The sequence below is a fragment of the Stenotrophomonas sp. STEN009 genome, assembly GCF_056760395.1.
Window position 1 is genome coordinate 89,106 of sequence record NZ_JBRRES010000006.1, and the last position, 21,524, is coordinate 110,629.

The window sequence follows — 21,524 nt, forward strand, 5'->3', positions numbered from 1 at the left end:
ACTCACAGGTCCACGCGGAAGGAGATGCCGACGGTGCGCGGAGCGCCGATGAAGGCGCTGTCGCGGCCGTCGACACCTGCAAGATACCGCTTGTCGGTGAGATTGCTCACCACCAGGTTCGCACCCATGCCCTTCAGGCGTGGCGACAGGCCCTGCAGATCAAAGCCGATGTTGGCATTGAACACCGTGGCCGAGGGGAGGCTGCTGGCGTTGGCGGCATCGAGGTAGCGCGTTCCCAGATAGCGACCTGACAGGCCGAAGTTCCAGTTCTCGCCCTGCCAGTCAGCCGAGACCACCAGGATCTGCTCGGGCTGGCCGATCACCTTGGCGCCATCGACGATGCCCAGCTGGGCGTCACGCGCGGAATCGCCGCTGCCGAGGTACTTCGAGCGGTTGTAGGTATAGGCCGCGTTGATCCGCCAGCCGTTGTCCCAGCCGTATCCGAGCGCCGCTTCCAGGCCATTGCTCTCCACGCCCCCGAAGTTCTCGTAGACGCCGTCGGTCTCGCCCAGGTAATCGATGCCGCTGACGAAACCGGCCGGCAGGTAGACGATGCGGTTGTCGAACTTGATGTTGTACAGGGTGACCGAGGCGGTCAACGGCCAGCGGCTGATGCGCATGCCGAGTTCGATGTTGTCGGCGGTCTCCGGCTCGACGTTGCGGAAGCGCTGCGGATCGGTCTCGCCCAGTACGCCGGAGGGGATGGCCGCGAAGTTCTGCGAGAAGCCTGCGAACAGTTCCATGCCCTGAACACCGGGTGCCCAGGTGAAGCCGGTGGACAGCAGCGGATCGGACTTTGAATCGGACGTGACGTTCTCGGCGGCGCCGATCACACGCCGGCGGGACTGGTCCACGAAGAACTGCTTCACGCCCAGGCGCGCGCTGAAGGGGCCGAAGCGGGCCACGTCCTCGATGTAGTACATCTGCTCATCGACCTTGTACCGGTCTTCGAACTGGACCCAGTACGGCTGGTGATCGAAGGCGATGTCCTGCCCGACGTTGAGCAGCCGGTGCCAGTCGCGGCGTGCGGAGCGGTCCAGCTTTTCCACCCACAGGCCACCGCGGACCGTGTTGTCGATGCTGCCGAAGGTCTGCCGCCACTCGACGTCGGCAGTGACGCCCATGCGGTCGTTGTCGTAGTGGGTGTGGCGGTAGGACTGGGCGCCGAGCACATTTCCGGCGTAGCAGCCCGGATCATACTCGGCCGTGAAGCCCAGCCGCGGCGTGCAGGTGGCCAGACGCTGGGCGGCGCTGCCATCCGGATTGACGAAGTAGATCTGGCCCCGGTTGCTGCCGCCGTACACGGTGCTGCCGCCGGTGTACTCCGACTCGGGGCGACCGCTGCCATCGTCGCTGACCTGCGCCAGGTACGGCGGCAGCCAGTCGCCGCGACCCTGCATGCGATGACCGTAGGCCGCCATCGAGGCCTTGAAGCCGTTGCCACCGTCGAAGGCGGCGCGCAGGTAACCGAAGGTGTTCTCGCGCAGGGCACGGGAACCGGAACGGAAATTCTGATCCAGATAGGGAATGCCGGTCAGGGTGCCGACCAGGTTGTCGCGGTCCGGATTGGTGGCGAAGCCCTGAGGCGAGACGCTGGTGTATTCCGGTTCGTCGGCATCGTTGTAGGACAGATAGCCGGTGAGTGTCCAGCGGTCCAGTTCGGTGACGAACTTGCCGGCGATATGGTCGTTGCGGGTGCGGCCGCTGCCGTCGATCCAATCGTGCACGCGCGCCGAGGATGCACTGACCCAGGCACGGGTGTGGCCGCCAAGCACGCCGGTGTCATAGCGCACGTAGTACTTGCGCGCTTCATTGTCACCGGCACCGACGACGAAGCGCAGCCGGCTGTCCTGCAGCGGATCGCCGGTGAGGAAGTTCAGGGTGCCGCCCAGCGCCTCGTTCGAGCGCGAGGAGATGTCAGCCGTGCCCTGGCTGACCTCCACCGTTTCCAGGTCCAGGGTGTCGATGTAGCGATTGGCCAGGGAGCCACCGCCGTAGCCCGAGCCACCATTGGGCAGGCCATCGATGGTGGTGCCGATCTGCTGCGTATCGCGGTTGGTGACGAAGCCGCGCATGCTGATCTGCGTGCCCCACACCGACGAACCGGTGGCATCGGCCTCGCTGACGACCACGCCGGGCACTTCGTTGAGCGCGTCGTTGACGCTGCTCATCACCAGCTGCCGGTTCAGTGTTTCCGTGCGCACCGCAGTCTTGGCGTAACTGGTTGCCTGGCCGATCACCTGGACCTGGTCCAGCGTGCGGGCGTCGCTGCGACGTGTCGTGTCACCCTCTCCCTGCGGTGCTTCGGCGAGGGCGTCCAGTGTGGGCGCGATCAGCAGGGCAAGCAACGAGATACGGGGAATACGCGCATGCGTTGGCATCGAAACCAGACCTTCACGAGTGGGGGAAGCCCTGGAGTGTCGGCAGCGGCAGTGACGTGACGGTGACGTGCAGATGCAGCCTTCATTGCACCCGCGGCGCGGGAGGCGCCCTGCACCAAGCTGAATCGATGCTGCGCTGTCATCAAGCCGTCATCGAGCCGCGATAGATGGCAAGCGCGGTGCCCGCTAGGCTGCCACGCTGTCGCATTTCTTCCTTGATCGCCCATGAAGCGCCCGCTGCTGCTGTTGCTGGCGTGCGCCGGCCTGTGGCTGGCTGCATGCTCTTCCTCGATGAATGCCGCATCCACCTCGCTCGCCGACCGCCTGGTCGCGCCGGGCGGCGTGTCGACGCTGCTTGACCAGCCGCGCATCGCTGCGGCCATTGCCGGGATTCCCAATCGCCATGGTTTCGCGCCGGGCCGTGATGGCGTGCCGATCTTCTGGCGCGTTTTCGATCCGGGCAACTACGGCGCCCGCTATCGCTATCTGCCGCAGCGGCATGAGAATGGCCTGCCGCTGGACACCGGACTCAGCCTGTCGGTGCCGCAGCCGTTCCGGGCACAGGCGCCGCGTGGCACCGTGGTGCTCCTGCACGGCTGGATGATGAACGGCGATTCGATGCTGCCGTGGTCATTGCAGCTGGCCGGATCGGGCTATCGCGTGGTCACGCTCGACCTGCGCAACCACGGTCAGTCCGGGGCTGGACCCTCCGGCTATGGCACCTACGAATCGGACGACGTGGTCGATGTGATCGCTGAGCTGCGCGCACGCGGCGAAGTCACCGGGCCCCTGTATCTGTTCGGCGTGTCCTATGGCGCGGCGACGGCGGTGTTCACCGCTGAAAAGCTCGGTGACCAGGTTGCCGGCGTCGTCGCGATGGAGTCGTTCGCCAATGCCGGCGTAGCCATCCGCACGATGATTCCGCACCTGATGGCGCTGCAGCCGGAAGGGTGGAAAGCACAGGCCGTGGCCTCATATGCGCGGTGGCGCTATGGCGGACAGGACATCGACCAGGTGATTGCTGCGGCCAGCCGCCGCATCGATGTCGATCTTGACCATGTGGATGTGGCCCGTGCGCTGGCCGACACGCGCGCCTGTGTGCTGCTGCTGCACGGGCAGGGCGACCAGCACATTCCTGTGAGCCAGGGGCGCGAACTCGCGCAGGCCAACCCGCGGGCGCACTACATCGAGATGCGCGGCGAGGACCATATCACCCTGCCGCTGCGGCTGGATCTGTTGGCCGGTGTGGTCGACGACTGGATGGCGCGCGACGAACGGCACCCCCCGTCCACCTGCCCGGCGCCGCAGCTGCCGGCACAGGCCGAGTGGCTGGTGCACGATGTGCCGGCAGCGGAGCCGGCACGCGGTTGATGCATCGTCAGGACAGCCGGCGCGCCAGTGCGGGCGCCGACAGCGCGACACCGATCAGCAGTGCCGCCACGCAGAGGAACGCGAAGCCCAGGCTGCTGGCATGGGCCAGTGCGCCGATCGCGGCCGGGCCGGCGAGAATGCCGGCATAGCCCAGTGTGGTGACAGCCGTGATGGCGATGTTCTCGGGCATCGCGCGCTGCTGTCCAGCCATCGAGAACAGTGCCGGCACGATGTTGGCGCAGCCCAGGCCGACCAGCGCATGGCCGGCAAGGGCAACCGGCAACGATGGCACCAGGGTGGCCACGGCAAAGCCGGCCGCAGCGGTGATGCCGCCGATGACAAGGGTGCGGGTGCGGCCGAGACGCTCGACGATGCCATCGCCGAACAGGCGCATGGCTGTCATCGCCAGAGTGAACACCGCGAAGCCCGCGCCGGCCTGGTCGCGAGGCACCTGCCGTACCTCGGCCAGGAACACGGCGCTCCAGTCCAGCATCGAGCCTTCGGCGAGAAACACCACGAATGCCAGCACGCCGATGAACAGCACCACGCCATGTGGCAGTGCCAGCAAGGGGCCTTCGTGCAGGATCCGTTGCGGACGCCAGTGCGGTGCCGACAGCACAGCTACCAGCAGCAGTGCCGCCGCCGCGAGCAGCGCGGCCAGCCAGAGCGGTGTGCCCAGGATCAGCAGACCGGTCATGCAGCCGGCGCCGACAAAGCCACCGATGCTGTAGAAGGCGTGGAAGCCGGACATCATCACCCGGCCGGCTTCGCGTTCGACGGCCACTGCCTGCATGTTCATCGTGCAGTCCATCGCACCCACGCCCGCGCCGAACACGAACAGGGCCGCACCGAGCACGAAGGGCGAAGGCGGCACCGCCAGCAGCGGCAGTGCCAGCAGCACGAGTGCACAGGTGACCACCAGCAGCCGACGGCAGCCGAAGCGACCGGTCAGCGCACCGGCCAGCGGCATGGCCAGCAGTGAGCCCAGCCCGAGGCACAGCAGCACGGCGCCCAGACCGGCGTCGGACAGCCCTGCCTGGGCCTTGGCGAAGGGCACCATCGGTGCCCACGCGGCGGTGGCGAAACCGGGAATGAAGAAGGCGGCGCGGGTGGCGTGCTGCTGGGCACGTGGGGAAGAAGGCGTCATGCGCAGTAGGAAGCTCCAGTGAACCGACATGGAAGCGATTTCATGGGCATTCGGCAAGTGCCACCGGAGGGGGGCCGACATGCATACGATTGCAGCGCGCCAAGGGCGTCACTGCTGTTTAACGCTGCGCGGCGACAGTGGGCTCACGGTCGGCATTCCGCCTGGCCGCTGCCGGAGATCCATCCATGAGTACTGCGCCGACCATCCTCCTCGTCCATGGTTTCTGGGGCGGGGCCGCACACTGGGCCAAGGTCATTCTGGAACTGCATCGCAACGGCCATGACCGCGTGCAGGCGGTCGAACTACCCCTTACCTCGCTGGCCGATGATGCCAGCCGCACGCAGAAGATGATCCGCCAGATCGATGGCCCCGTCCTGCTGGTCGGCCACTCCTACGGTGGTGCAGTGATCACCCAGGCGGGCAGGGAGGCCAACGTCAAGGGCCTGGTCTACATCGCCGCATTCGCACCCGACGAGGGCGAGAGTGCGGGTGGCATTACCCAGCAACACCTGCCCGAGGCGGCAGCGAACCTTGCCCCGGACAGCGACGGCTATCTGTGGCTGCGCGCGGACAGATTCCACGAGAGCTTCTGCCAGGACCTCACCGCCGACGAAGGCCGGGTGATGGCGGTGACCCAGAAGGCGCCGCTGGCGAGCACGTTTGGTGACGCGATCACCGATCCGGCGTGGAAGCACAGGCCGAGCTGGTACCAGCTGTCGCGCCAGGACCGGATGATTGCGCCCCAGAACCAGGCGATGATGGCCGATCGGATCCAGCCCCGGCGTCTTCTGCAACTGGATGCGAGCCATGCCTCGCTGGCGTCGAAACCGGCCGAGGTGACTGCGTTGATTCTGGAGGCCTGCGCCGCCGTCGGCGGTTGAGGCCAGAGGTCGCCCGCGGTACCGGTCGGCACCGCGGGCGTGACTTCACAGCGGCAGGTCGAACACCAGCACTTCGGCGTCGTTGCCGTTCTCCAGCGTCAGCTGCGCTTCGTCGCTGATCTGCAGCGCATCACCGGCTTCCAGGGTGATGCCGTTGACCTGCAGCTGGCCACGGGCGACCTGCACATAGGCACCGCGTCCGCTGCCCAGGGCGTGGTGCAGCTTGTGGCTGCCGTCGAGCAGGGTGGCGAAGATGCGGGCATCCTGGTGGATGCGCAGCGAACCATCTGCACCGTCGGGCGAGGCGATCAGGCGCAGCTGGTTGCGCTTGCTGTCCGGCGTGAAGTGGGTTTCCTCATACGACGGGGTGATGTTCTCCGTGTCCGGGAAGATCCAGATCTGCAGGAAATGCACGGGTTCGGTGGCCGAGTGGTTGAACTCGCTGTGGCTGACGCCGCTGCCGGCGCTCATGCGCTGCACATCGCCGTAGCGCAGTACCGAACCGGTGCCCATCGAGTCCTTGTGTTCCAGTGCGCCGCCCAGCACGTAGGAGACGATCTCCATGTTGCTGTGGCTGTGGGTGCCGAAGCCCTGGCCGCCGATCACCTTGTCCTCGTTGATCACCCGCAGCGGACCGAAGCTGACATAGCGCGGATCGTAGTAGTTGGCGAACGAGAAGGTGTGGCGCGAGGACAGCCAGCCATGTTCGGCCAGGCCACGGGTAGCACTCTTGCGGATCTGCAGCATGGGATATCTCCTTGTTCGATGTTTTCGATGGGGCGGGGCAGGGCATTGATCGCCGTGTTTCCCTGTTGGAGAGAAGTATCCGCTTGCGCCGGTGCTTTGAAAAACGGATAGTTTTGAAAGCCATCATCGAAAAATTCGAATGCTCAAGCTCAGCCTCGAAGCCCTGCAGATCCTGGACGCCATCGATCGCCGCGGTTCGTTTGCGGGCGCCGGCAAGGCCCTGCACAAGGTGCCGTCCACCATTTCCTACACCGTGGCCAAGCTGGAAGAGGATCTTGGCGTGCAGCTGTTCGACCGGGTGGGCCCGCGTGCGGAGCCGACCGAGGCCGGTCGCGCGCTGCTGGATGAGGGCCGGCATCTGCTCCGTGCGGCCCGCGAACTGGAACTGCGGGTGCGCCGGGTGGCCTCCGGCTGGGAAACCGAACTGACCCTGGCAGTGGATTCGGTGTTTCCCACCTGGCTGCTGGGTCCGGACATCGCCGCATTTCGCGGCGCTGAGGCGCCGACCCGCCTGCGCTTGATCGGCGAGGCGCTGTCCGGCACCTGGGAGGCGCTGCTGGACCGGCGTGCCGATCTGCTGGTGGGCGCGCCGGGCGAGGGGCCGAGCGGTGGTGGCTACGTGGTCGAGCCGTTGGGTACGGTCGAGTTCGTGTTCGCGGTTGCCCCGGATCATCCCTTGGCGGCAGTGCCGGGCGTGCTGGGACGTGAGCAGCTGGTCGAGCACTGTGCGATCGCGGTGTCCGATTCGGCGCGGCGCTTGCTGCCCCGTACGGTTGGCCTGCTGATGGGGCAGGAGATGCTGACAGTGCCCGACATGGCCAGCAAGCTGAAACTGCAATGCGAGGGCGTGGGCTTCGGCTTTCTGCCCGAGCCGTGCGCGCGCGCGGCCGTGGCACGAGGCGAACTGGTTATCCGTGAGGTCGAGGAACACAAGCCGGAGGAGACCTTCTGGTTGGCCTGGCGGACCGGTGAGGATGGCGCGGCATTGCGCTGGTGGCGCGAGCGCCTGCGTAGGCCGGAGCTGCTGTCGCAGTGGTGGCGGGCAATGGCCGGGGGGTAGGTGTGCGACAGGGCTGCGCCCTGCACCCGCGACGGGCGGGAACACGGCAACAGCAACAGCTGAAGCGGGCTTGCCGGGGCAGGACGGGGGGGGGGGGGGGGGGGGCGCGCCCCCGCCCCCCCGGGGGGTGGGGGGGCGGCCCCCGCCCCCCCCCCCCCCCCCCCCCCCCCCCCCCCCCCCCCACCCCGCCTTCGACAGTTTTCCGCTATCTGTCGGAACGGCGTACTGCTCTGGTAGGTGTCGACCTTGGTCGACACGGTAGATCCACGCCATGCATGGATGAATTCACTCGATATCTGACAGATGTGTCGACCAAGGTCGACACCTACCAACAGCCGCGTGAACCTGTCGAAGGTGGGGCGGTGTCGGAACGCGCGCTGTTGCTGTTGCTCCGGCTTTGGCTTCGGCGGGTGCAGGGCGCAGCCCTGCCGAAGAACACACATAAAAAAACAGCAGGCCGAGGCCTGCTGTTTCGGTGTAATGGTGCGCCCGGAGAGATTCGAACTCCCGACCGCCTGGTTCGTAGCCAGGTACTCTATCCAACTGAGCTACGGGCGCCAATTACATAAACCTGTTGTGTTGATCGTGTATGGTGCGCCCGGAGAGATTCGAACTCCCGACCGCCTGGTTCGTAGCCAGGTACTCTATCCAACTGAGCTACGGGCGCGCGGTACACAATCAAATTTTACTTCATTTCCAGCGGCGGATGCCGGAAACCTGTCGAGTGGTGCGCCCGGAGAGATTCGAACTCCCGACCGCCTGGTTCGTAGCCAGGTACTCTATCCAACTGAGCTACGGGCGCCCTGCGACAGGAGCGGAATTATGCGGATGTCGGCGCGTACCGTCAACCGTTTTTGTGAAGATTTTCATCCAGCTGAATGAAAAATTGGTGGGCGACCGCCTGTGGCGCCTTCATCCACGCGAAGTGGTCGGCACGCGTGCCCAGTTCCCCGTCGGACAGCACATGCAGGTGTGATGCCACATTCGGCAGTTTGTCCAGCAACGCCTGCATCGAACCGGTCGGTGCCAGCCAGTCGTGTTCCATCACCACGGCCTGCGCGCTGCCATGCACGCGTGCCATCTGCGCATCGAGATCCTCGGTCATGCCCGCGGCTGCGTAATGGTTGCTCAGGCCCACCCGCGACCAGTCGGCAATCAGGCCGCGTGCTTCGGTGCCCCCAAAGCCCAGGCGCCGGCCGTGCAGCACGCCCTGGCGGCGGGCGATCCAGGGCAGGAAGCGGTACACCAGCGGCAGAAGCCATCCGCGCGGAGGCGGAAACGTACGCCAGAACGGCGTGCCACTGGCGGCCAGCCACAGGTGCTCGAAGTGCTGCGGTTGCCGTCCTGCATGCACGCAGGCCAGCTGCCCACCCAGGCTGTGCCCACCGATGATCCAGGGCAGCGCGCCTTCGCCGGCATCGGCGTTGGCGAGCAAAGCCTGGCTGGCAGGCAGGTCCTGCTCGAGCACTTCACGATAGCCCCAGTCCTGCGTGCGCGAAGGGCGCAGTGAACTGCTGCCGTTGCCACGCCACTCGTGCAGGTAGACCGCGATGCCTTTCGCAGCCAGGGCCTGTGCCAGTGGCAGGTAGTGGCGCGCGGCCACGCCCAGTGCGGGGAGCCATAGCAGCCGCGCCAGCGGCTGCTCGGGTACGCAGGCCATCACCTCGAAGCGATGGCCGTCGCCGCATTCCACGGCCAGTGTCCGTGATGGCAGGCTCATGCGTGGGGCGCTGCGCCGAAATGATCCAGCACGCGCACATCGCTGCGCCCCGGCATGTAGCCCAGTTGCAGCCCGCGTGCCACGTAGTCGATCGATGCTTCGCAGGCGTTGGCCAGGCTCAGGCCATTGCACAGCTGCGCGGCGATGGCCGAGGCCAGTGTGCAGCCGGTGCCGTGCGCATCCAGCGGCAGGCGCGCGTGACTGAATTCCTCGCTGCTGACGCCATCGAAGTAGCGATCGATCACCCGGTTGCCCTCGTGCAGGTGGCCGCCCTTGAGCAGCACCGCGCCGGCCCCGAGATCCAGCAGTGCCGACGCGGCCCGCTCGGCGTCGTCTCCATCGCCGATGGTGCGGCCCACCAGCAGTTCTGCCTCCGGTGTGTTGGGAGTGACCAGCGTGGCCAGCGGGAGCAGACGCTCGCGCATTGCCTGCAGGGCGCTGTCTTCCAGCAGGCGCGCGCCACTGGTGGCGACCATCACCGGATCCAGCACCACATGTGCGGGGCGGTGACGCTGCAGTACATCGGCCACGGCGTGGATCACCTCGGCATTGGCCAGCATGCCCAGCTTCACCGCGTGGATGTCGAAATCATCGAAGCACGCGTCGAGCTGCGCGCGCAGGAATTCGATTGGCGGCACATGCACGGCGGTGACACCGCGGGTGTTCTGCGCGGTCAGTGCGGCGATCGCGGAGAGGCCATGCACGCGGTGTGCGGCGAAGGCCTTCAGGTCGGCCTGGATGCCGGCGCCTCCGCCGGAGTCGGAGCCGGCGATGGTGAGGGCGGAAACGGGAGTGGTCGGGCTCATGCGGCGATTGTGCCGTGGTCACCGGGATGGGGGTAGTGCCGGCTACGGGCTGCCGGCAGGGGCGGACGCCTCATGCTGCGCGTGCGTGCGGCGACGCTCAGTACCGCCAGCGTACCCATTGCTGGTACAGCACATAGACCAGCCCGGTCGCGCCGGTCAGCAGCGCGGGGGCAAGCAGGGCATCGTACTGCCAGCGCAGGAACAGCCACGCACCCATCACGCCACCGGCCAGGAAGCCGCTGATGATCAGGCCGCTGAGCGTCAGCCGCCGCACCTGCAGCGGCAGCCCGCGCAACAGATGGCCCAGGCCGATGCCAAGATCGGTGAACATGCCGCTGAGGTGGGTGGTCCGTATCACCGCGCCGCTGAAGGTGGTGGCCATCGCGTTCTGCAACCCGCAGGCCATCGCTGCCGACAACGCGCCCCAGATCTGCTGCTGCTTGAACAAGGGAATGGCGGCCAGCAACAGCGCCGATTCCAGTGCCAGAGCGACGCCATAGCGCCGGCCGAGCTGCAGTGCGCTGTCCTGGATCAGCAGCCCGCTGAGCATCGCACCCAGCGAAAAAGCGATCAGCAGGCCCCACAGGTGCCCGACCGCGCGCCAGTCGCCCTGCGCCAGTGCCATGCCGAGCTGGCTGGTACTACCGGTCATGTGGCTGACGGCCTGATGCTCGAAGCCCAGAAAGCCGACCACGTTGACCATGCCGGCCACGCACGACAGCGCTACGGCACCGATCCAGACCCAGGTGGGAAGGCGTATGCCCATCGGCGCGACCCTCAGGGACCGCCGAGACCGCCGTTGAACTGCAGCTCGCTGAACGCACCGGTGGCCGGGTCGAACACCGCGCCCCAGAACTGCTTGCCACCATCGCAGACGCGGATGGCCTCGCGCGCCGGCTTGATGCCGCTGTCGTCAGGCAGGCGGAACGCATTGATGTAGATCAGGCGCTTGCCGGCGCTTTCGATGCCGACGTACTGGCGGTCGAAGTCCAGTACGTCGGGCACCTGCGCCTGCAGCGAAGGCAGTGCGGCTTCCAGCTGGTCCACCTGTTGCCGGCTGGGGGCCCAGTAGCCGGTGACGCGGCCGGCATCCCGGCCCGGGCTGTGCCGCGAGCAGGTGTCGAGCACCTGCGCGGCGACGATCGGCCGGGTGACCACCCACGACTGGCCGGTGCGTTCGGCGGTCGGCACGCTGGCCGGCCCGCGGGTGGTGGTGCAGGCACCAAGGACGGCTGCGAGGGTGATCGCCGCCGTCGGCAGCAGCAGGCGGGCAGAACGGTTCACAGCACCTCCGAAGCGTAATCGGCCAGCCGCGAGCGTTCGCCACGGCGCAGGGTGATGTGCGCACTGTGCGGCCAGTTCTTGAAGCGGTCCACCGCGTAGGTCAGGCCGGATGTCGTCTCGGTCAGGTACGGGGTGTCGATCTGCTCGACGTTGCCCAGGCAGACGATCTTGGTGCCGGGACCGGCACGGGTGATCAGCGTCTTCATCTGCTTCGGGGTGAGGTTCTGCGCCTCGTCCAGGATCAGATAGCGCGACAGGAAGGTGCGGCCGCGCATGAAGTTCATCGAGCGGATCTTGATGCGGCTGGCCAGCAGATCGTTGGTTGCCTGGCGTCCCCAGGTTCCGCCTTCCTGGTTGTGCGTGAGCACTTCCAGGTTGTCGGTCAGCGCGCCCATCCACGGTGTCATCTTCTCTTCCTCGGTGCCCGGCAGGAAGCCGATGTCCTCGCCGACGCTGACGGTGGCCCGGGTCATGATGATCTCGCGGTAGCGCTGCTGGTCCATCGTCTGTGCCAGCCCCGCGGCCAGTGCCAGCAGGGTCTTGCCGGTGCCGGCGGTGCCGAGCAGGGTGACGAAGTCGATCTCCGGATCCATCAGTGCATTGAGCGCGAAGTTCTGCTCGCGGTTGCGCGCGCTGATGCCCCACACGGCATGGCTGCCGTGGCGGAAATCATCAACCAGCGACAGCACCACCTTGCCATCGCCGACCACGCGGCTGACGCGAAGCTCCACCTCGTCCTCGCCCGGCAGGTAGACGTACTGGTTCGGGTACCACTCCTCGTCGTCCTTGGCCAGGATCTCGTAATGGGTACGGCCCTTGTCGCTCCAGCTGCGCAGGTCGTCGCCATGGAGCTTCCAGAAATCCTCCGGCAGCTCGGTGGCGCCGGTGTAGAGCAGGCTGAAATCGTCCAGTGCGCGGTCGTTTTCGTAATCTTCCGAAACGATGCCGGCGATGGCCGCCTTGATCCGCAGGTTGATGTCCTTGGAGACGAACACCACCGGGATCTCCGGGGTCTGCTCCTTCAGCGCCAGGATGGCACCGAGGATGGCATTGTCCGGGATGACCTTGCCGAAGCTCTTGCCGGCGTCGAAATGACTGGTCTGGAAACGCAGCTTGCCGGCGCTGTGCTTGCCACGCAGCTGCAGGCCCTGTGGCCGCTGCAGCGGAATGCCGTCGGCCAGATTGTCCAGGCCGGAGGCCTGCACCAGCTCGTTGAGGAAGCGGCTGACCTGGCGGGCGTTGCGGCTTGCCTCGGACGTACCCTTCTTGCCGTTGTCCAGCTCCTCGATCACCTGCATCGGCAGGTAGACGTCATGCTCCTCGAATTTGAACAGCGCGGTCGGATCGTGCATCAGCACGTTGGTATCCAGCACGTAGATGCGCTTGCCTCGGGTCATCGTCGATTCCTGGTTACGGACAGGGAAAAACCACCACGACCTGCGGGGCAGGGTGATGGCGGACAAAGTGGGCGATGGGAATCACTTGGATTGGGCGGCCTTCAGTTCGGCAAGCACGGCGTCGGCATGGCCGGCGACCTTGACCTTGCGCCAGGACTGCGCGATGCGGCTGTCGGGAGAAATCAGGAAGGTGCTGCGCTCGATGCCACGTACCTGCTTGCCGTACATGTTCTTCATCCGGATCACATCGAAGGCGTTGCACAGCGCTTCGTCGCCATCGCTGACCAGCGGGAACGCGAAGCCCTGTTTGGCACAGAAGTTGTCGTGTGATTTCACCGAGTCACGGGAGACGCCGAGTACGGTGGCGCCGGCCTTGCGGAACTCCGGCAGCAGCGCGTTGAAGTCGATGCCTTCGGTGGTGCACCCCGGGGTGCTGTCCTTGGGGTAGAAGTACAGCACCAGCCATTGGCCCGCGAGGTCGCCGAGGGTGGTGTGTTCGCCGCCTGACAGAGCCAGCGGGAGCGAGAGGGTGGTGCGGTCCAGGGTATCGCCGTTGTTCATGAGGTCCTTGGTTCCGGAGCCTGGGGTATTTCTACGACAGTTGCATGAAACGCCGCGCGCCCGTGACGAACGCGCGAAAAATCAGAACTTCATCGGGTCCATGATCGCGTCCAGGTTCAGGTGGTCGCAGAATTCGAGGAAATCATCGCGCAGGGCGGCGATGTGCATGTTGGCCGGCACGCCGATGGTGACCTGCGCGCTGAACATTTCCGCACCGGTCTGCATGGCGCGATAGCGCGTGCTCTGCAGGGTCTCGATGGTGATGCCCTGGCGGTCGAAGAAGTCGGCCAGCTGGAACAGGATGCCCGGCTTGTCAGCGGCGATCACTTCGACGATGTACGGCAGCAGATTGGACTGCGCCTGCTTGGCCTCGGTGCGGTACCAGACCAGTTTCAGGCCTTCCTCGCGCTCGAGCCGGGTCAGCATCGCTTCCAGCTTGGCGACCGAGTCCCACGACCCGGTGGCCAGCGCGGTGACCGATACGTCGCGGCCAACCGTGGCCAGGCGCGCGTCCACCAGATTGCAGCCGCTGTCGGCAATGCGTCGGGTGACGGACAGCAGTGGGGACTCCGGATGCGTCGTATAGGCGTTGATCAGGAGGTGGTTTTCGCTCGGCGCGGGGCGCGGGGTGGTGTCGGTCAAGGCGATTCCGGGTAATGCATGCGTGAGTCTGAATGCCCGCCAGAGGCGGGGATCCACCGGAGTGCAGCATACTTGCCCGTGCTTTCGCGCCGCAAGTAACATTCAAGTCGCCCCCGCCCTTTCGTGGCGGGCGTTTTCCCTTCCCAGCCAAGAGCAGCACGTCCTTGTCCCTTTCCGGCCTCATCACCGCGCTGGCGACCCCGTTCCGGGCCGACGGTGCCCTCGATCCCGACGGTTGGCAGCGCCTGCTGCATCTGCAACTGGAAGGTGGCGTCCATGGCGTTGTCGTCGCCGGCTCGACCGGCGAAGCGGCGACGCTGTCCGACGCCGAGTACGACCAGCTGCTGGCCAGTGCGGTCGAACGCATCGGCGGACGCATCCCGGTCCTGGCCGGTACCGGCCTGTCCGGCACCGCCAAGACCATCGAACAGACCCGTCGCGCTGCCGCGCAGGGTGCCAGTCACGCTCTGGTGGTGACACCGCCTTACGTGCGTCCGACGCAGGCCGGGCTGATCGCGCACTACCGGGCCGTGGCCGACCACGGCGGGTTGCCCGTGGTGCTGTACAACGTACCCGGGCGCACCGGATGCGACATGCTGCCGGAGACTGTGGCCGAGCTGGCGGATCATCCGAACATTGTCGGCATCAAGGAGGCCGTCGGCGACATCGGGCGCGTGAAGGCGCTGCTGGCGCTGCGCAGTTCCAGGTTCGCCGTGCTTAGTGGCGACGACGGCACGGCTGCGCGCTCGATCCAGGCCGGCATCGACGGGCTGATCTCGGTCGGCTCCAACGCGCTGCCTGGTGCGTACCGCCGGATGTGCGAGCTGGCTGCCGCCCACGACCATGACGCCACCGCATCCTGGGACGCGCGCCTGCAGCCGTACCACGATTTCTGCGGTATCGAATCCAACCCGATTCCGGTCAAGGCGCTGCTGCGCCGCATCGGCATCGGCCACGACCTGCGCCTGCCGCTGCTGCCACTGTCGGCAGCGCATCATCCGGCAGCCGATCATCTGGCCGGCGACATCGCCGCGCTTGAAGCCCTTTCCAGCCACTGACCTTCCGTCTTGGTCTGATCCAGGAGATCCACATGCGTCAATCCGTTTCCGCCGTCCGCGTGCTGTCCTTCGCGCTCATCGCCCTCACCACGGTCGTGACCACCACCGGCTGCTTCAAGCGCGGTGCCAAGGGCGACTACGCCCTGGCCCCGGAGATGCGTCCGCTGGAAGTGCCGCCGGACCTGAACCTGCCGTCCGCGTCGGGCGAGAACCAGGTGCCGAGGCTGGCCTCGACCACCGCCCCGGCTGCTGTGGCCGCTCCGGCTGCCCCGGCCGTGGGCAATACCGGTTTCACCATTCCGGGCAGCAAGGACGAGGCGTTCGCCAAGGTCGGCACCGCGCTGGAAGGCGTGCAGGGCGTGACCATCGCCAGCCGCGCCCAGCTGCTGGGCTCCTACGACGTGGCCTATGAAGGCAGTAACTTCCTGGTGCGCGTGGTGGCCGTCGATGCCGGCGCTTATGTCTCTGCGGTCGATCCGCGTGGTCTGCCGGCGACCGCCGAGGCCCCGGTGAAGCTGATTGCCGCACTGAAGGCCGCGCTGGCGAAGTAAGGAACCGCCGGCAGCTGCGGACCGGGCCACGCGCCCGGGTTCGGCCGGGCAGGGTCTGGCATTGCCGGAACAGGAAAAGGGCGCCCATGGCGCCCTTTTTCATGGCGGCGGGTGCTGGCGCCTCAGCGCTCGAGCAGCTTCAGTTTGTCCGGTTTGCCATCCCACTCACCGGCGTCCGCCGGCGGGTCCTTGCGCACGGTCAGTACCGGCCAGGCCTTGGCCAGTTCGGCATTGAGGGCGACGAAGCCCTCCTGTCCGGCGGGGACATCGTCCTCGGGGAAGATCGCGTTGACCGGGCACTCCGGCTCGCAGAGGGTGCAGTCGATGCACTCATCCGGGTCGATCACCAGGAAGTTCGGGCCTTCGTGGAAGCAATCCACGGGGCACACTTCCACGCAATCGGTGTGCTTGCACTTGATGCAGTTTTCGGTGACGACAAAGGGCATGGGCTTGGGGGTGGATCGATTCCTGAACCCGCCAATTCTAGAACAGGTTGCCCCCCGGTGTCGGCGCGGGCCTGAAAAGGGGGATCTGCCGGGCTCGAGGGCACGGCCCATTGGCGATGGGGCGGCGCCTGTGCGAGGCTGCGCGCTGCTGGCTGCCGTGGCAGCCGGACTGTCCTCCCTCCTGGAATGCCCATGTCCCCAGCTCAGCCTGCCGCCGCCGATGGTGGAGAGAACACCGCGTTCATCGTCCTGATCAGCTGCGTGGCCACCTTGGGAGGCTTCCTGTTCGGATTCGACAGTGGCGTAATCAACGGCACGGTTGATGGCCTGCGGCAGGCCTTCAACTCCAGCGAGGCGGCCCTGGGCTTCGAGGTTGCCTCGATGCTGCTGGGCTGCGCGATCGGCGCGTTTCTCGCCGGCTGGCTGGGCGACCGCCTGGGCCGACGCGGCGTGCTGATCGTGGCGGCGGTGCTGTTCCTGCTGTCGGCGCTGGGTGCGGGCGCCGCGCACGCCTCCTGGCTGTTCGTGACCGCTCGCGTGCTGGGCGGCTTCGCCGTCGGTGCGGCCAGCGTGATGTCGCCGGCCTACATCGCCGAGGTCGCTTCCGCACGCTACCGGGGCCGCCTGGCGACGGTGCAGCAGATGGCGATCATCTGCGGCCTGTTCGCCGCTTTCCTCAGCAACTACCTGCTGGCTCGTGCGGCAGGCACCTCCACCGAGCCCCTGTGGTTCGGGCAGGAGGCCTGGCGCTGGATGTTCTGGATGCAGGCGCTGCCGTCGGCGCTGTTCCTGTTGCTGCTGCTGGTGATTCCGGAAAGCCCGCGCTTCCTGGTGGTGAAGGGGCGCCAGGCGCAGGCCAGGGCGGTTCTGTCGCGGCTGTACGGCGACGCCGCGGCGGCCGCCAAACAGGCGGAGATCGAGGCCAGCCTGGACCAGGACCAGCACAAGCCGCGCTTCGGCGACCTGCTGGACAAGGGCACCGGCAGGCTTCGCCCGATCATCTGGGTGGGCATCGGCCTGGCGATGTTCCAGCAGCTGGTCGGCATCAACGTGGTGTTCTACTACGGCGCGGTCCTGTGGCAGGCCGTCGGCTTCTCGGAAAGCGATGCGCTGCTGATCAACGTTCTTTCCGGTGCGCTGAGCATCGGCGCCTGCCTGTTGACGGTGATGCTGATCGATCGGATCGGGCGCAAGCCGCTGTTGTGGGTCGGTTCGGTCGGCATGTCGGTTGCCCTGGTGCTGATGGTGGTGGCATTCGCCAGCGGCAGCCTGGTCGAAGGGCGCCTGCACCTGTCCGATGGCATGGGCCGGCTGGCGCTGGTGGCGGCCAACGTCTATGTGGTGTTCTTCAACATGTCCTGGGGCCCGGTGATGTGGGTCATGCTGGGCGAGATGTTCCCGAACCAGATCCGCGGCCCAGCGCTCGCGGTGGCCGGTGCGGCGCAGTGGACGTCGAACTTCGCCATCACCGTGACCTTCCCGCTGCTGCTGGCGGGTATCGGCCTGGCCGGTGCCTATGGCATCTACACGGTTGCAGCGATCCTCTCGATCTTCTTCGTCGTCCGCTACGTCCGCGAGACCAAGGGCAAGGAGCTGGAGCAGATGGAAGGCTGATGGCGCCGCCCTGGTTTCCAGCGCCTTCCTGTTCCGTGGCGGCGGCAGGCCAGCCGCTCCAGGACAGGCAGGGGCGGCTCGCCCCCGAGGCGACCCGCTCGACGCAACAGGCAAACCGCGGGAAACAGAAAAGCCCGCACGAGGCGGGCTTTTTCGGTTCCTGCTGTGGCGACTGGCGCTCCCTAGGGGACTCGAACCCCTGTTTTAGCCTTGAGAGGGCCACGTCCTAACCACTAGACGAAGGGAGCGTATATGTGTCGCTGCCGAGGCAGGAGCGCTAGTATATGCACCTCGATGCCATTGGGCAATCCCGAAACTTCAACCGGAAGCGCCAACATCATTTCTCCTGCTCCATCACCGTTCAGCCTGCGCGTCATCCCGCGCGACCAGCACACCATTTCCCGCAAGGACATCAGCCCGAACGCCCTGCGCGTGCTTTATCGCCTGCGCGATGCCGGCTTCGGCGCCTACCTTGTCGGCGGCGCGGTGCGCGACCTGCTGGTCAATGGCCAACCCAAGGATTTCGACGTGGCCACCGATGCCACGCCCGAACAGGTCAAACAGCTGTTCCGCAACTGCCGCCTGATCGGCCGCCGATTCCGCCTGGCCCATGTGGTGTTCGGCCGCGAGATCATCGAAGTCGCCACCTTCCGCGCCAACGTCGATGACGGCAGCGGCGACCGCGAAATGGAAAACGGCATGCTCGTGCGCGACAACGTGTACGGCAGCATCGAAGATGACGCGGTGCGCCGCGACTTCACCTGCAATGCCCTGTACTACGCGATCGAGGATTTCTCGGTGCGCGACTACGTCGGAGGTTTCGAAGACGTCCAGGCGCGCCTGATGAAGCTGATCGGCGACCCCGAACAGCGCTATCGCGAGGACCCGGTGCGCATGCTGCGCGCGGTGCGCCTGGCGGCCAAGCTCGGCTTCCAGATCGAAGAGGGCACCGCCGCGCCGATCCCGCACCTGGCAGGCCTGCTGAACGAAGCCGCGCCCGCGCGGCTGTTCGAGGAAGTGCTGAAGCTGTTCCTGTCCGGCCACGGTGTTGCCAGTTTCGAAGGCCTGGAGCGCTACGGCCTGCTCGACGTCCTGTTCCCTGAAAGTGGCAGGGCGCTGAAGGCGAACCGCACCGGTGCACTGCGCCGCATGCTGGTCGAGGGCCTGGCCAATACCGATGCGCGCGTGGCCAACGATGAGCCTGTCTCGCCCGCGTTCCTGTTCGCGCTGCTGCTGTGGCCGGCGTTCTGCCGGGCGCAGGCCACCCTGCTCAAGCAGGGCGTGGCGCCGGAAGAAGCGCAGCGTCGTGCTGCCGACCGCGTGACGGTGCAGCAGCTGAGCACCATCGCGCTGCCGCGCCGTTTCTCGCTGCCGATGCAGGAGATCTGGCTGTTGCAGTCGCGTTTCGGCTCGCGCCAGCGCAAGCGCGTGTTCCGCACGCTCACCCACCCGCGCTTCCGTGCAGCGTTCGATTTCCTGACGCTGCGCCAGGTCGCGTCGGCCGAACACGAGGCAGATGTGGCGTTCTGGCGTGAGGCGCAGGTGCAACCGGGCCGCGAGCTGGAATCGGCGCTGGATGCGATGCATGCCGAACCGGGCGACGAGGAAGAGGGCGCACCGCGCAAGCGCCGGCGCCGCCGTCGGCGCTCCGGTGCCACGGCCGGCAGCGCTGGCGAGTAAGCCATGACGCTGACCTGGATCGGCCTGGGCGCCAATCTTGGCGACGCGGCCGCGACCGTCCGTGCGGCGATTGCCGCACTGGACGCGCTTCCTGACACGCGGCGCTGCCAGGCGTCGCGCCTGTATGCCACGCCGGCCTGGGGCAACGAGGATCAGCCGCCGTTCGTCAACGCGGTGGCGTCGGTGGAAACGCGCCTGCCGGCCTCCGGATTGCTGCGGGCGATGCTGGAGCTGGAGCGGCATTTCGGTCGCGTGCGCGATCCAGCCGTGCACTGGGGACCGCGGGCACTGGATCTGGACCTGCTGCTGTATGGCGCGCAGGTACTGGATGAACCGGGTCTGCAGGTGCCGCATCCCTACCTGCACGAGCGTGCCTTCGTGTTGGTGCCGCTGGCCGAGATCGCGCCGGATCTGGCCATTCCCGGCCATGGTCGCGTGCGGGATGCAGTGATGCGGGTGGATGCCTGCGGGATTGCGCCGATAGGGTGATAATGCCCGGGTTATCTCCCCCGGTTATCAGCACATGAGCACCCACGCAGACAGCAAGCCCTGGACCGTTCCCGCCTTGGCCGAGGCCAAGCGGAATGGCCAGAAGCTGGTCATGTTGACCGCCTACGACGCTGGCTTCGCCCGCACCTTCGACGCCAACGGCGTCGACCTGATCCTGATCGGTGATTCGCTGGGCATGGTCGTGCAGGGGCACGATTCCACCCTGCCGGTGACCGTGGCCGACATGGTCTATCACACCCGCGCCGTGGCCCGCGTGCTGCAGCGCGCGCTGCTGGTTGCCGATCTGCCGTTCGGTGCCGATGCAACCCCGGAACGCGCGCTCGATGCGTCGCTGCAGCTGCTGCAGGCAGGCGCGGAGATGGTCAAGATCGAGGGGGCCGGCTTCAAGGTCGATATCGTCCGTTACCTGGTCGAACGCGAGATTCCGGTCTGCTCGCATCTGGGCCTGACCCCGCAGTCGGTGCTGCGCCTGGGCGGGTTCAAGATCCAGGGCCGTGGCGATGCGGCCCGGCAGCTGGTGGAGGACGCCAGGGCCGTGGCCGACGCGGGCGCCAGCATCATCGTGCTGGAATGCGTGCCGACCCCGGTCGCGGCCGAGGTCACCGCTGCAGTGCCGGTGCCCACCATCGGCATCGGTGCCGGTCCGCAGTGCGATGGCCAGGTGCTGGTCCTGCATGACTTCCTGGGCCTGGACAGCGGCCATCGCCGACCGAAATTCGTCAAGGATTTCCTTGCCGAAGGGGGCTCGGTGGCCGGAGCCACCCGCGCCTACGCCGACGCCGTGCGTGACGGCAGCTTCCCCGACGAACAGCACGCTTACGCCCAATGATCCAGACCTTCAATGAGCTCGGCGCGTTGCGCGGGCAGATCGCCCAGTGGAAGCGCGAAGGCCTGCGCGTCGCGCTGGTGCCGACCATGGGCAACCTGCACGGTGGCCATCACGCGCTGGTGAGCCTGGCCCGCCAGTACGCCGACAGGGTGGTGGCCAGCATCTTCGTCAATCCGACCCAGTTCGGGCCCAACGAGGATTTCAGCCGGTATCCGCGCACGCCCGAGGCCGACGTCGCGGGGCTGGAGCAGGTCGGCTGCGATGCGGTGTGGCTGCCGAGCGTCGAGGCGATGTATCCGCTGGGCGTGGACAAGACCACGCGCATGCACGCGCCCGGCATCAGCGAGGTGCTGGAAGGTGCCAGCCGTCCGGGCCATTTCGATGGCGTCTGCACGGTGGTCGCCCGCCTGTTCCTGCAGGTGCAGCCGGACGTGGCTGTGTTCGGCCGCAAGGACTACCAGCAACTGGCGGTGATCCGCCAGATGGTGGCCGAGCTGTCGTTCCCGGTCCAGATCGTCGGTGCGGAGATCGTCCGTGATGACGATGGGCTGGCCAAGAGTTCGCGCAACCAGTATCTGAGCCCGGAACAGCGCCCCGTCGCGACGACCCTTCATCGGACCCTGCTGGCCATGCGCGAAGGCTATGTGGCTGGCCAGCCGCGCGAGCGCATCGAGGCCGATGCCACCGCCGCGCTGCAGGCGGCTGGTTTCCAGGTCGACTACGCCGTGCTGCGCACGCCCGAGCTGGCCGAGCCGGCATTCGAGGGTGGCGGCCGGGTGGCGCTGATCGCCGCGCGGCTGGGCACGACCCGGCTGATCGACAACCTGGAGTTCTGAGTT

20 protein-coding genes, 4 tRNA genes and 1 pseudogene are annotated in these 21,524 nt (G+C 66.8%); 10 read left to right on the plus strand and 15 right to left on the minus strand.

What is annotated here, in order from left to right:
• Positions 1 to 2: 2 nt before the first annotated feature.
• A complete protein-coding gene (locus tag ACVOMM_RS04520; RefSeq protein ID WP_128989483.1) occupies positions 3 to 2,381 on the minus strand; it encodes a TonB-dependent receptor in 2,379 nt (792 codons plus the stop codon).
• 225 nt (positions 2,382 to 2,606) lie between these two features.
• Here ACVOMM_RS04520 and ACVOMM_RS04525 point away from each other — a divergent pair, with 225 nt between their 5' ends.
• Positions 2,607 to 3,752, plus strand: coding sequence for an alpha/beta fold hydrolase (locus ACVOMM_RS04525; protein WP_111186073.1), 1,146 nt, complete (start codon positions 2,607 to 2,609; stop codon positions 3,750 to 3,752).
• A 7-nt stretch (positions 3,753 to 3,759) separates the two neighbouring features.
• Here the strand turns inward: ACVOMM_RS04525 and ACVOMM_RS04530 are convergent, their stop codons facing one another.
• Entirely contained in the window at positions 3,760 to 4,899 is a 1,140-nt protein-coding gene (locus ACVOMM_RS04530; protein ID WP_065181266.1) for an MFS transporter, read from the minus strand.
• A 185-nt stretch (positions 4,900 to 5,084) separates the two neighbouring features.
• Between ACVOMM_RS04530 and ACVOMM_RS04535 the strand changes: the two genes are divergently transcribed.
• Positions 5,085 to 5,780: an alpha/beta hydrolase gene (locus tag ACVOMM_RS04535; RefSeq protein WP_065181267.1), complete on the plus strand. Its 696-nt coding sequence runs from the start codon at positions 5,085 to 5,087 to the stop codon at positions 5,778 to 5,780.
• A gap of 45 nt (positions 5,781 to 5,825) precedes the next feature.
• Here the strand turns inward: ACVOMM_RS04535 and ACVOMM_RS04540 are convergent, their stop codons facing one another.
• On the minus strand, positions 5,826 to 6,527 hold the full coding sequence (locus tag ACVOMM_RS04540; RefSeq protein WP_053520377.1) for a pirin family protein: 702 nt from the start codon (positions 6,525 to 6,527) through the stop codon (positions 5,826 to 5,828).
• 139 nt (positions 6,528 to 6,666) lie between these two features.
• Here ACVOMM_RS04540 and ACVOMM_RS04545 point away from each other — a divergent pair, with 139 nt between their 5' ends.
• Positions 6,667 to 7,587, plus strand: coding sequence for a LysR family transcriptional regulator (locus ACVOMM_RS04545; RefSeq protein ID WP_065181268.1), 921 nt, complete (start codon positions 6,667 to 6,669; stop codon positions 7,585 to 7,587).
• Between the two features lie 481 nt (positions 7,588 to 8,068).
• Here the strand turns inward: ACVOMM_RS04545 and ACVOMM_RS04550 are convergent.
• From ACVOMM_RS04550 to ACVOMM_RS04595, 10 genes and pseudogenes are all read right to left on the minus strand, one after another.
• A tRNA-Arg gene (locus tag ACVOMM_RS04550) sits at positions 8,069 to 8,145 on the minus strand.
• A 32-nt stretch (positions 8,146 to 8,177) separates the two neighbouring features.
• Positions 8,178 to 8,254, minus strand: a tRNA-Arg gene (locus tag ACVOMM_RS04555).
• A 58-nt stretch (positions 8,255 to 8,312) separates the two neighbouring features.
• Positions 8,313 to 8,389 (minus strand) — tRNA-Arg (locus ACVOMM_RS04560).
• Positions 8,380 to 9,307 (minus strand): annotated as a pseudogene (locus tag ACVOMM_RS04565) (alpha/beta hydrolase family protein). Before ACVOMM_RS04565 ends, ACVOMM_RS04560 begins: the two are co-directional and overlap by 10 nt.
• Positions 9,304 to 10,113 (minus strand): bifunctional hydroxymethylpyrimidine kinase/phosphomethylpyrimidine kinase, encoded by an 810-nt coding sequence (gene thiD / locus ACVOMM_RS04570; protein WP_111185422.1) that lies wholly within the window; start codon positions 10,111 to 10,113, stop codon positions 9,304 to 9,306. Before thiD ends, ACVOMM_RS04565 begins: the two are co-directional and overlap by 4 nt.
• Before the next feature lie 97 nt (positions 10,114 to 10,210).
• Positions 10,211 to 10,879, minus strand: coding sequence for a YoaK family protein (locus ACVOMM_RS04575; protein ID WP_053517265.1), 669 nt, complete (start codon positions 10,877 to 10,879; stop codon positions 10,211 to 10,213).
• An 11-nt stretch (positions 10,880 to 10,890) separates the two neighbouring features.
• Entirely contained in the window at positions 10,891 to 11,397 is a 507-nt protein-coding gene (locus tag ACVOMM_RS04580; protein ID WP_053517266.1) for a hypothetical protein, read from the minus strand.
• Positions 11,394 to 12,794 carry a PhoH family protein gene (locus ACVOMM_RS04585; RefSeq protein ID WP_481525933.1) on the minus strand — a complete coding sequence of 467 codons (1,401 nt, stop codon included), beginning with the start codon at positions 12,792 to 12,794 and terminating at the stop codon, positions 11,394 to 11,396. The genes ACVOMM_RS04580 and ACVOMM_RS04585 overlap by 4 nt, the downstream gene beginning before the upstream one ends.
• 81 nt (positions 12,795 to 12,875) lie before the next feature.
• Positions 12,876 to 13,355, minus strand: a complete 480-nt coding sequence (locus ACVOMM_RS04590) for a peroxiredoxin (protein WP_065174941.1) — start codon at positions 13,353 to 13,355, stop codon at positions 12,876 to 12,878.
• Positions 13,356 to 13,436: 81 nt separating this feature from the next.
• The gene (locus ACVOMM_RS04595; RefSeq protein WP_025879444.1) at positions 13,437 to 13,997 is read right to left on the minus strand and encodes a glycine cleavage system transcriptional repressor; all 561 of its coding nucleotides are present in this window, start codon (positions 13,995 to 13,997) and stop codon (positions 13,437 to 13,439) included.
• 164 nt (positions 13,998 to 14,161) lie between these two features.
• On the opposite strand from ACVOMM_RS04595, the gene dapA reads away from it, so the two are divergent.
• Both dapA and ACVOMM_RS04605 read left to right on the plus strand, forming a co-directional pair.
• Entirely contained in the window at positions 14,162 to 15,055 is an 894-nt protein-coding gene (gene dapA / locus ACVOMM_RS04600) for a 4-hydroxy-tetrahydrodipicolinate synthase (RefSeq protein WP_053517270.1), read from the plus strand.
• Between the two features lie 32 nt (positions 15,056 to 15,087).
• Positions 15,088 to 15,606, plus strand: a complete 519-nt coding sequence (locus ACVOMM_RS04605; RefSeq protein WP_065174942.1) for a hypothetical protein — start codon at positions 15,088 to 15,090, stop codon at positions 15,604 to 15,606.
• Positions 15,607 to 15,728: 122 nt separating this feature from the next.
• Here ACVOMM_RS04605 and fdxA read toward each other — a convergent pair whose 3' ends face one another.
• Positions 15,729 to 16,052, minus strand: coding sequence for a ferredoxin FdxA (gene fdxA, locus ACVOMM_RS04610; RefSeq protein WP_049411316.1), 324 nt, complete (start codon positions 16,050 to 16,052; stop codon positions 15,729 to 15,731).
• Between the two features lie 192 nt (positions 16,053 to 16,244).
• Here fdxA and ACVOMM_RS04615 point away from each other — a divergent pair, with 192 nt between their 5' ends.
• Positions 16,245 to 17,666, plus strand: a complete 1,422-nt coding sequence (locus ACVOMM_RS04615; protein WP_053517272.1) for a sugar porter family MFS transporter — start codon at positions 16,245 to 16,247, stop codon at positions 17,664 to 17,666.
• Positions 17,667 to 17,839: 173 nt separating this feature from the next.
• On the opposite strand, the gene ACVOMM_RS04620 is transcribed toward ACVOMM_RS04615, so the two are convergent.
• Positions 17,840 to 17,914 (minus strand) — tRNA-Glu (locus tag ACVOMM_RS04620).
• Positions 17,915 to 17,966: 52 nt separating this feature from the next.
• Between ACVOMM_RS04620 and pcnB the strand changes: the two genes are divergently transcribed.
• Genes pcnB through panC form a run of 4 tightly spaced genes read left to right on the plus strand, consistent with a single transcriptional unit; the run spans position 17,967 to position 21,521 of the window.
• Entirely contained in the window at positions 17,967 to 19,346 is a 1,380-nt protein-coding gene (gene pcnB, locus ACVOMM_RS04625; RefSeq protein WP_065181273.1) for a polynucleotide adenylyltransferase PcnB, read from the plus strand.
• 3 nt (positions 19,347 to 19,349) lie between these two features.
• Complete coding sequence (gene folK, locus ACVOMM_RS04630) at positions 19,350 to 19,835, plus strand: 2-amino-4-hydroxy-6-hydroxymethyldihydropteridine diphosphokinase (RefSeq protein WP_481525934.1); 486 nt, start codon at positions 19,350 to 19,352, stop codon at positions 19,833 to 19,835.
• A gap of 34 nt (positions 19,836 to 19,869) precedes the next feature.
• Positions 19,870 to 20,685, plus strand: a complete 816-nt coding sequence (gene panB / locus ACVOMM_RS04635; RefSeq protein ID WP_053517276.1) for a 3-methyl-2-oxobutanoate hydroxymethyltransferase — start codon at positions 19,870 to 19,872, stop codon at positions 20,683 to 20,685.
• Positions 20,682 to 21,521 carry a pantoate--beta-alanine ligase gene (gene panC / locus ACVOMM_RS04640; RefSeq protein ID WP_074901264.1) on the plus strand — a complete coding sequence of 280 codons (840 nt, stop codon included), beginning with the start codon at positions 20,682 to 20,684 and terminating at the stop codon, positions 21,519 to 21,521. The genes panB and panC overlap by 4 nt, the downstream gene beginning before the upstream one ends.
• The last annotated feature ends 3 nt before the right edge of the window (positions 21,522 to 21,524 follow it).

Bases quoted from the DNA above. Each gene is read 5' to 3' on its own strand.
- ACVOMM_RS04520 (WP_128989483.1), bottom strand. From the start codon at position 2,381: ATGCCAACGCATGCGCGTATTCCCCGTATCTCGTTGCTTGCCCTGCTG.
- ACVOMM_RS04525 (WP_111186073.1), top strand. From the start codon at position 2,607: ATGAAGCGCCCGCTGCTGCTGTTGCTGGCGTGCGCCGGCCTGTGGCTG.
- ACVOMM_RS04530 (WP_065181266.1), bottom strand. From the start codon at position 4,899: ATGACGCCTTCTTCCCCACGTGCCCAGCAGCACGCCACCCGCGCCGCC.
- ACVOMM_RS04535 (WP_065181267.1), top strand. From the start codon at position 5,085: ATGAGTACTGCGCCGACCATCCTCCTCGTCCATGGTTTCTGGGGCGGG.
- ACVOMM_RS04540 (WP_053520377.1), bottom strand. From the start codon at position 6,527: ATGCTGCAGATCCGCAAGAGTGCTACCCGTGGCCTGGCCGAACATGGC.
- ACVOMM_RS04545 (WP_065181268.1), top strand. From the start codon at position 6,667: ATGCTCAAGCTCAGCCTCGAAGCCCTGCAGATCCTGGACGCCATCGAT.
- thiD (WP_111185422.1), bottom strand. From the start codon at position 10,113: ATGAGCCCGACCACTCCCGTTTCCGCCCTCACCATCGCCGGCTCCGAC.
- ACVOMM_RS04575 (WP_053517265.1), bottom strand. From the start codon at position 10,879: ATGGGCATACGCCTTCCCACCTGGGTCTGGATCGGTGCCGTAGCGCTG.
- ACVOMM_RS04585 (WP_481525933.1), bottom strand. From the start codon at position 12,794: ATGACCCGAGGCAAGCGCATCTACGTGCTGGATACCAACGTGCTGATG.
- ACVOMM_RS04590 (WP_065174941.1), bottom strand. From the start codon at position 13,355: ATGAACAACGGCGATACCCTGGACCGCACCACCCTCTCGCTCCCGCTG.
- ACVOMM_RS04605 (WP_065174942.1), top strand. From the start codon at position 15,088: ATGCGTCAATCCGTTTCCGCCGTCCGCGTGCTGTCCTTCGCGCTCATC.
- fdxA (WP_049411316.1), bottom strand. From the start codon at position 16,052: ATGCCCTTTGTCGTCACCGAAAACTGCATCAAGTGCAAGCACACCGAT.
- ACVOMM_RS04615 (WP_053517272.1), top strand. From the start codon at position 16,245: ATGTCCCCAGCTCAGCCTGCCGCCGCCGATGGTGGAGAGAACACCGCG.
- folK (WP_481525934.1), top strand. From the start codon at position 19,350: ATGACGCTGACCTGGATCGGCCTGGGCGCCAATCTTGGCGACGCGGCC.
- panB (WP_053517276.1), top strand. From the start codon at position 19,870: ATGAGCACCCACGCAGACAGCAAGCCCTGGACCGTTCCCGCCTTGGCC.
- panC (WP_074901264.1), top strand. From the start codon at position 20,682: ATGATCCAGACCTTCAATGAGCTCGGCGCGTTGCGCGGGCAGATCGCC.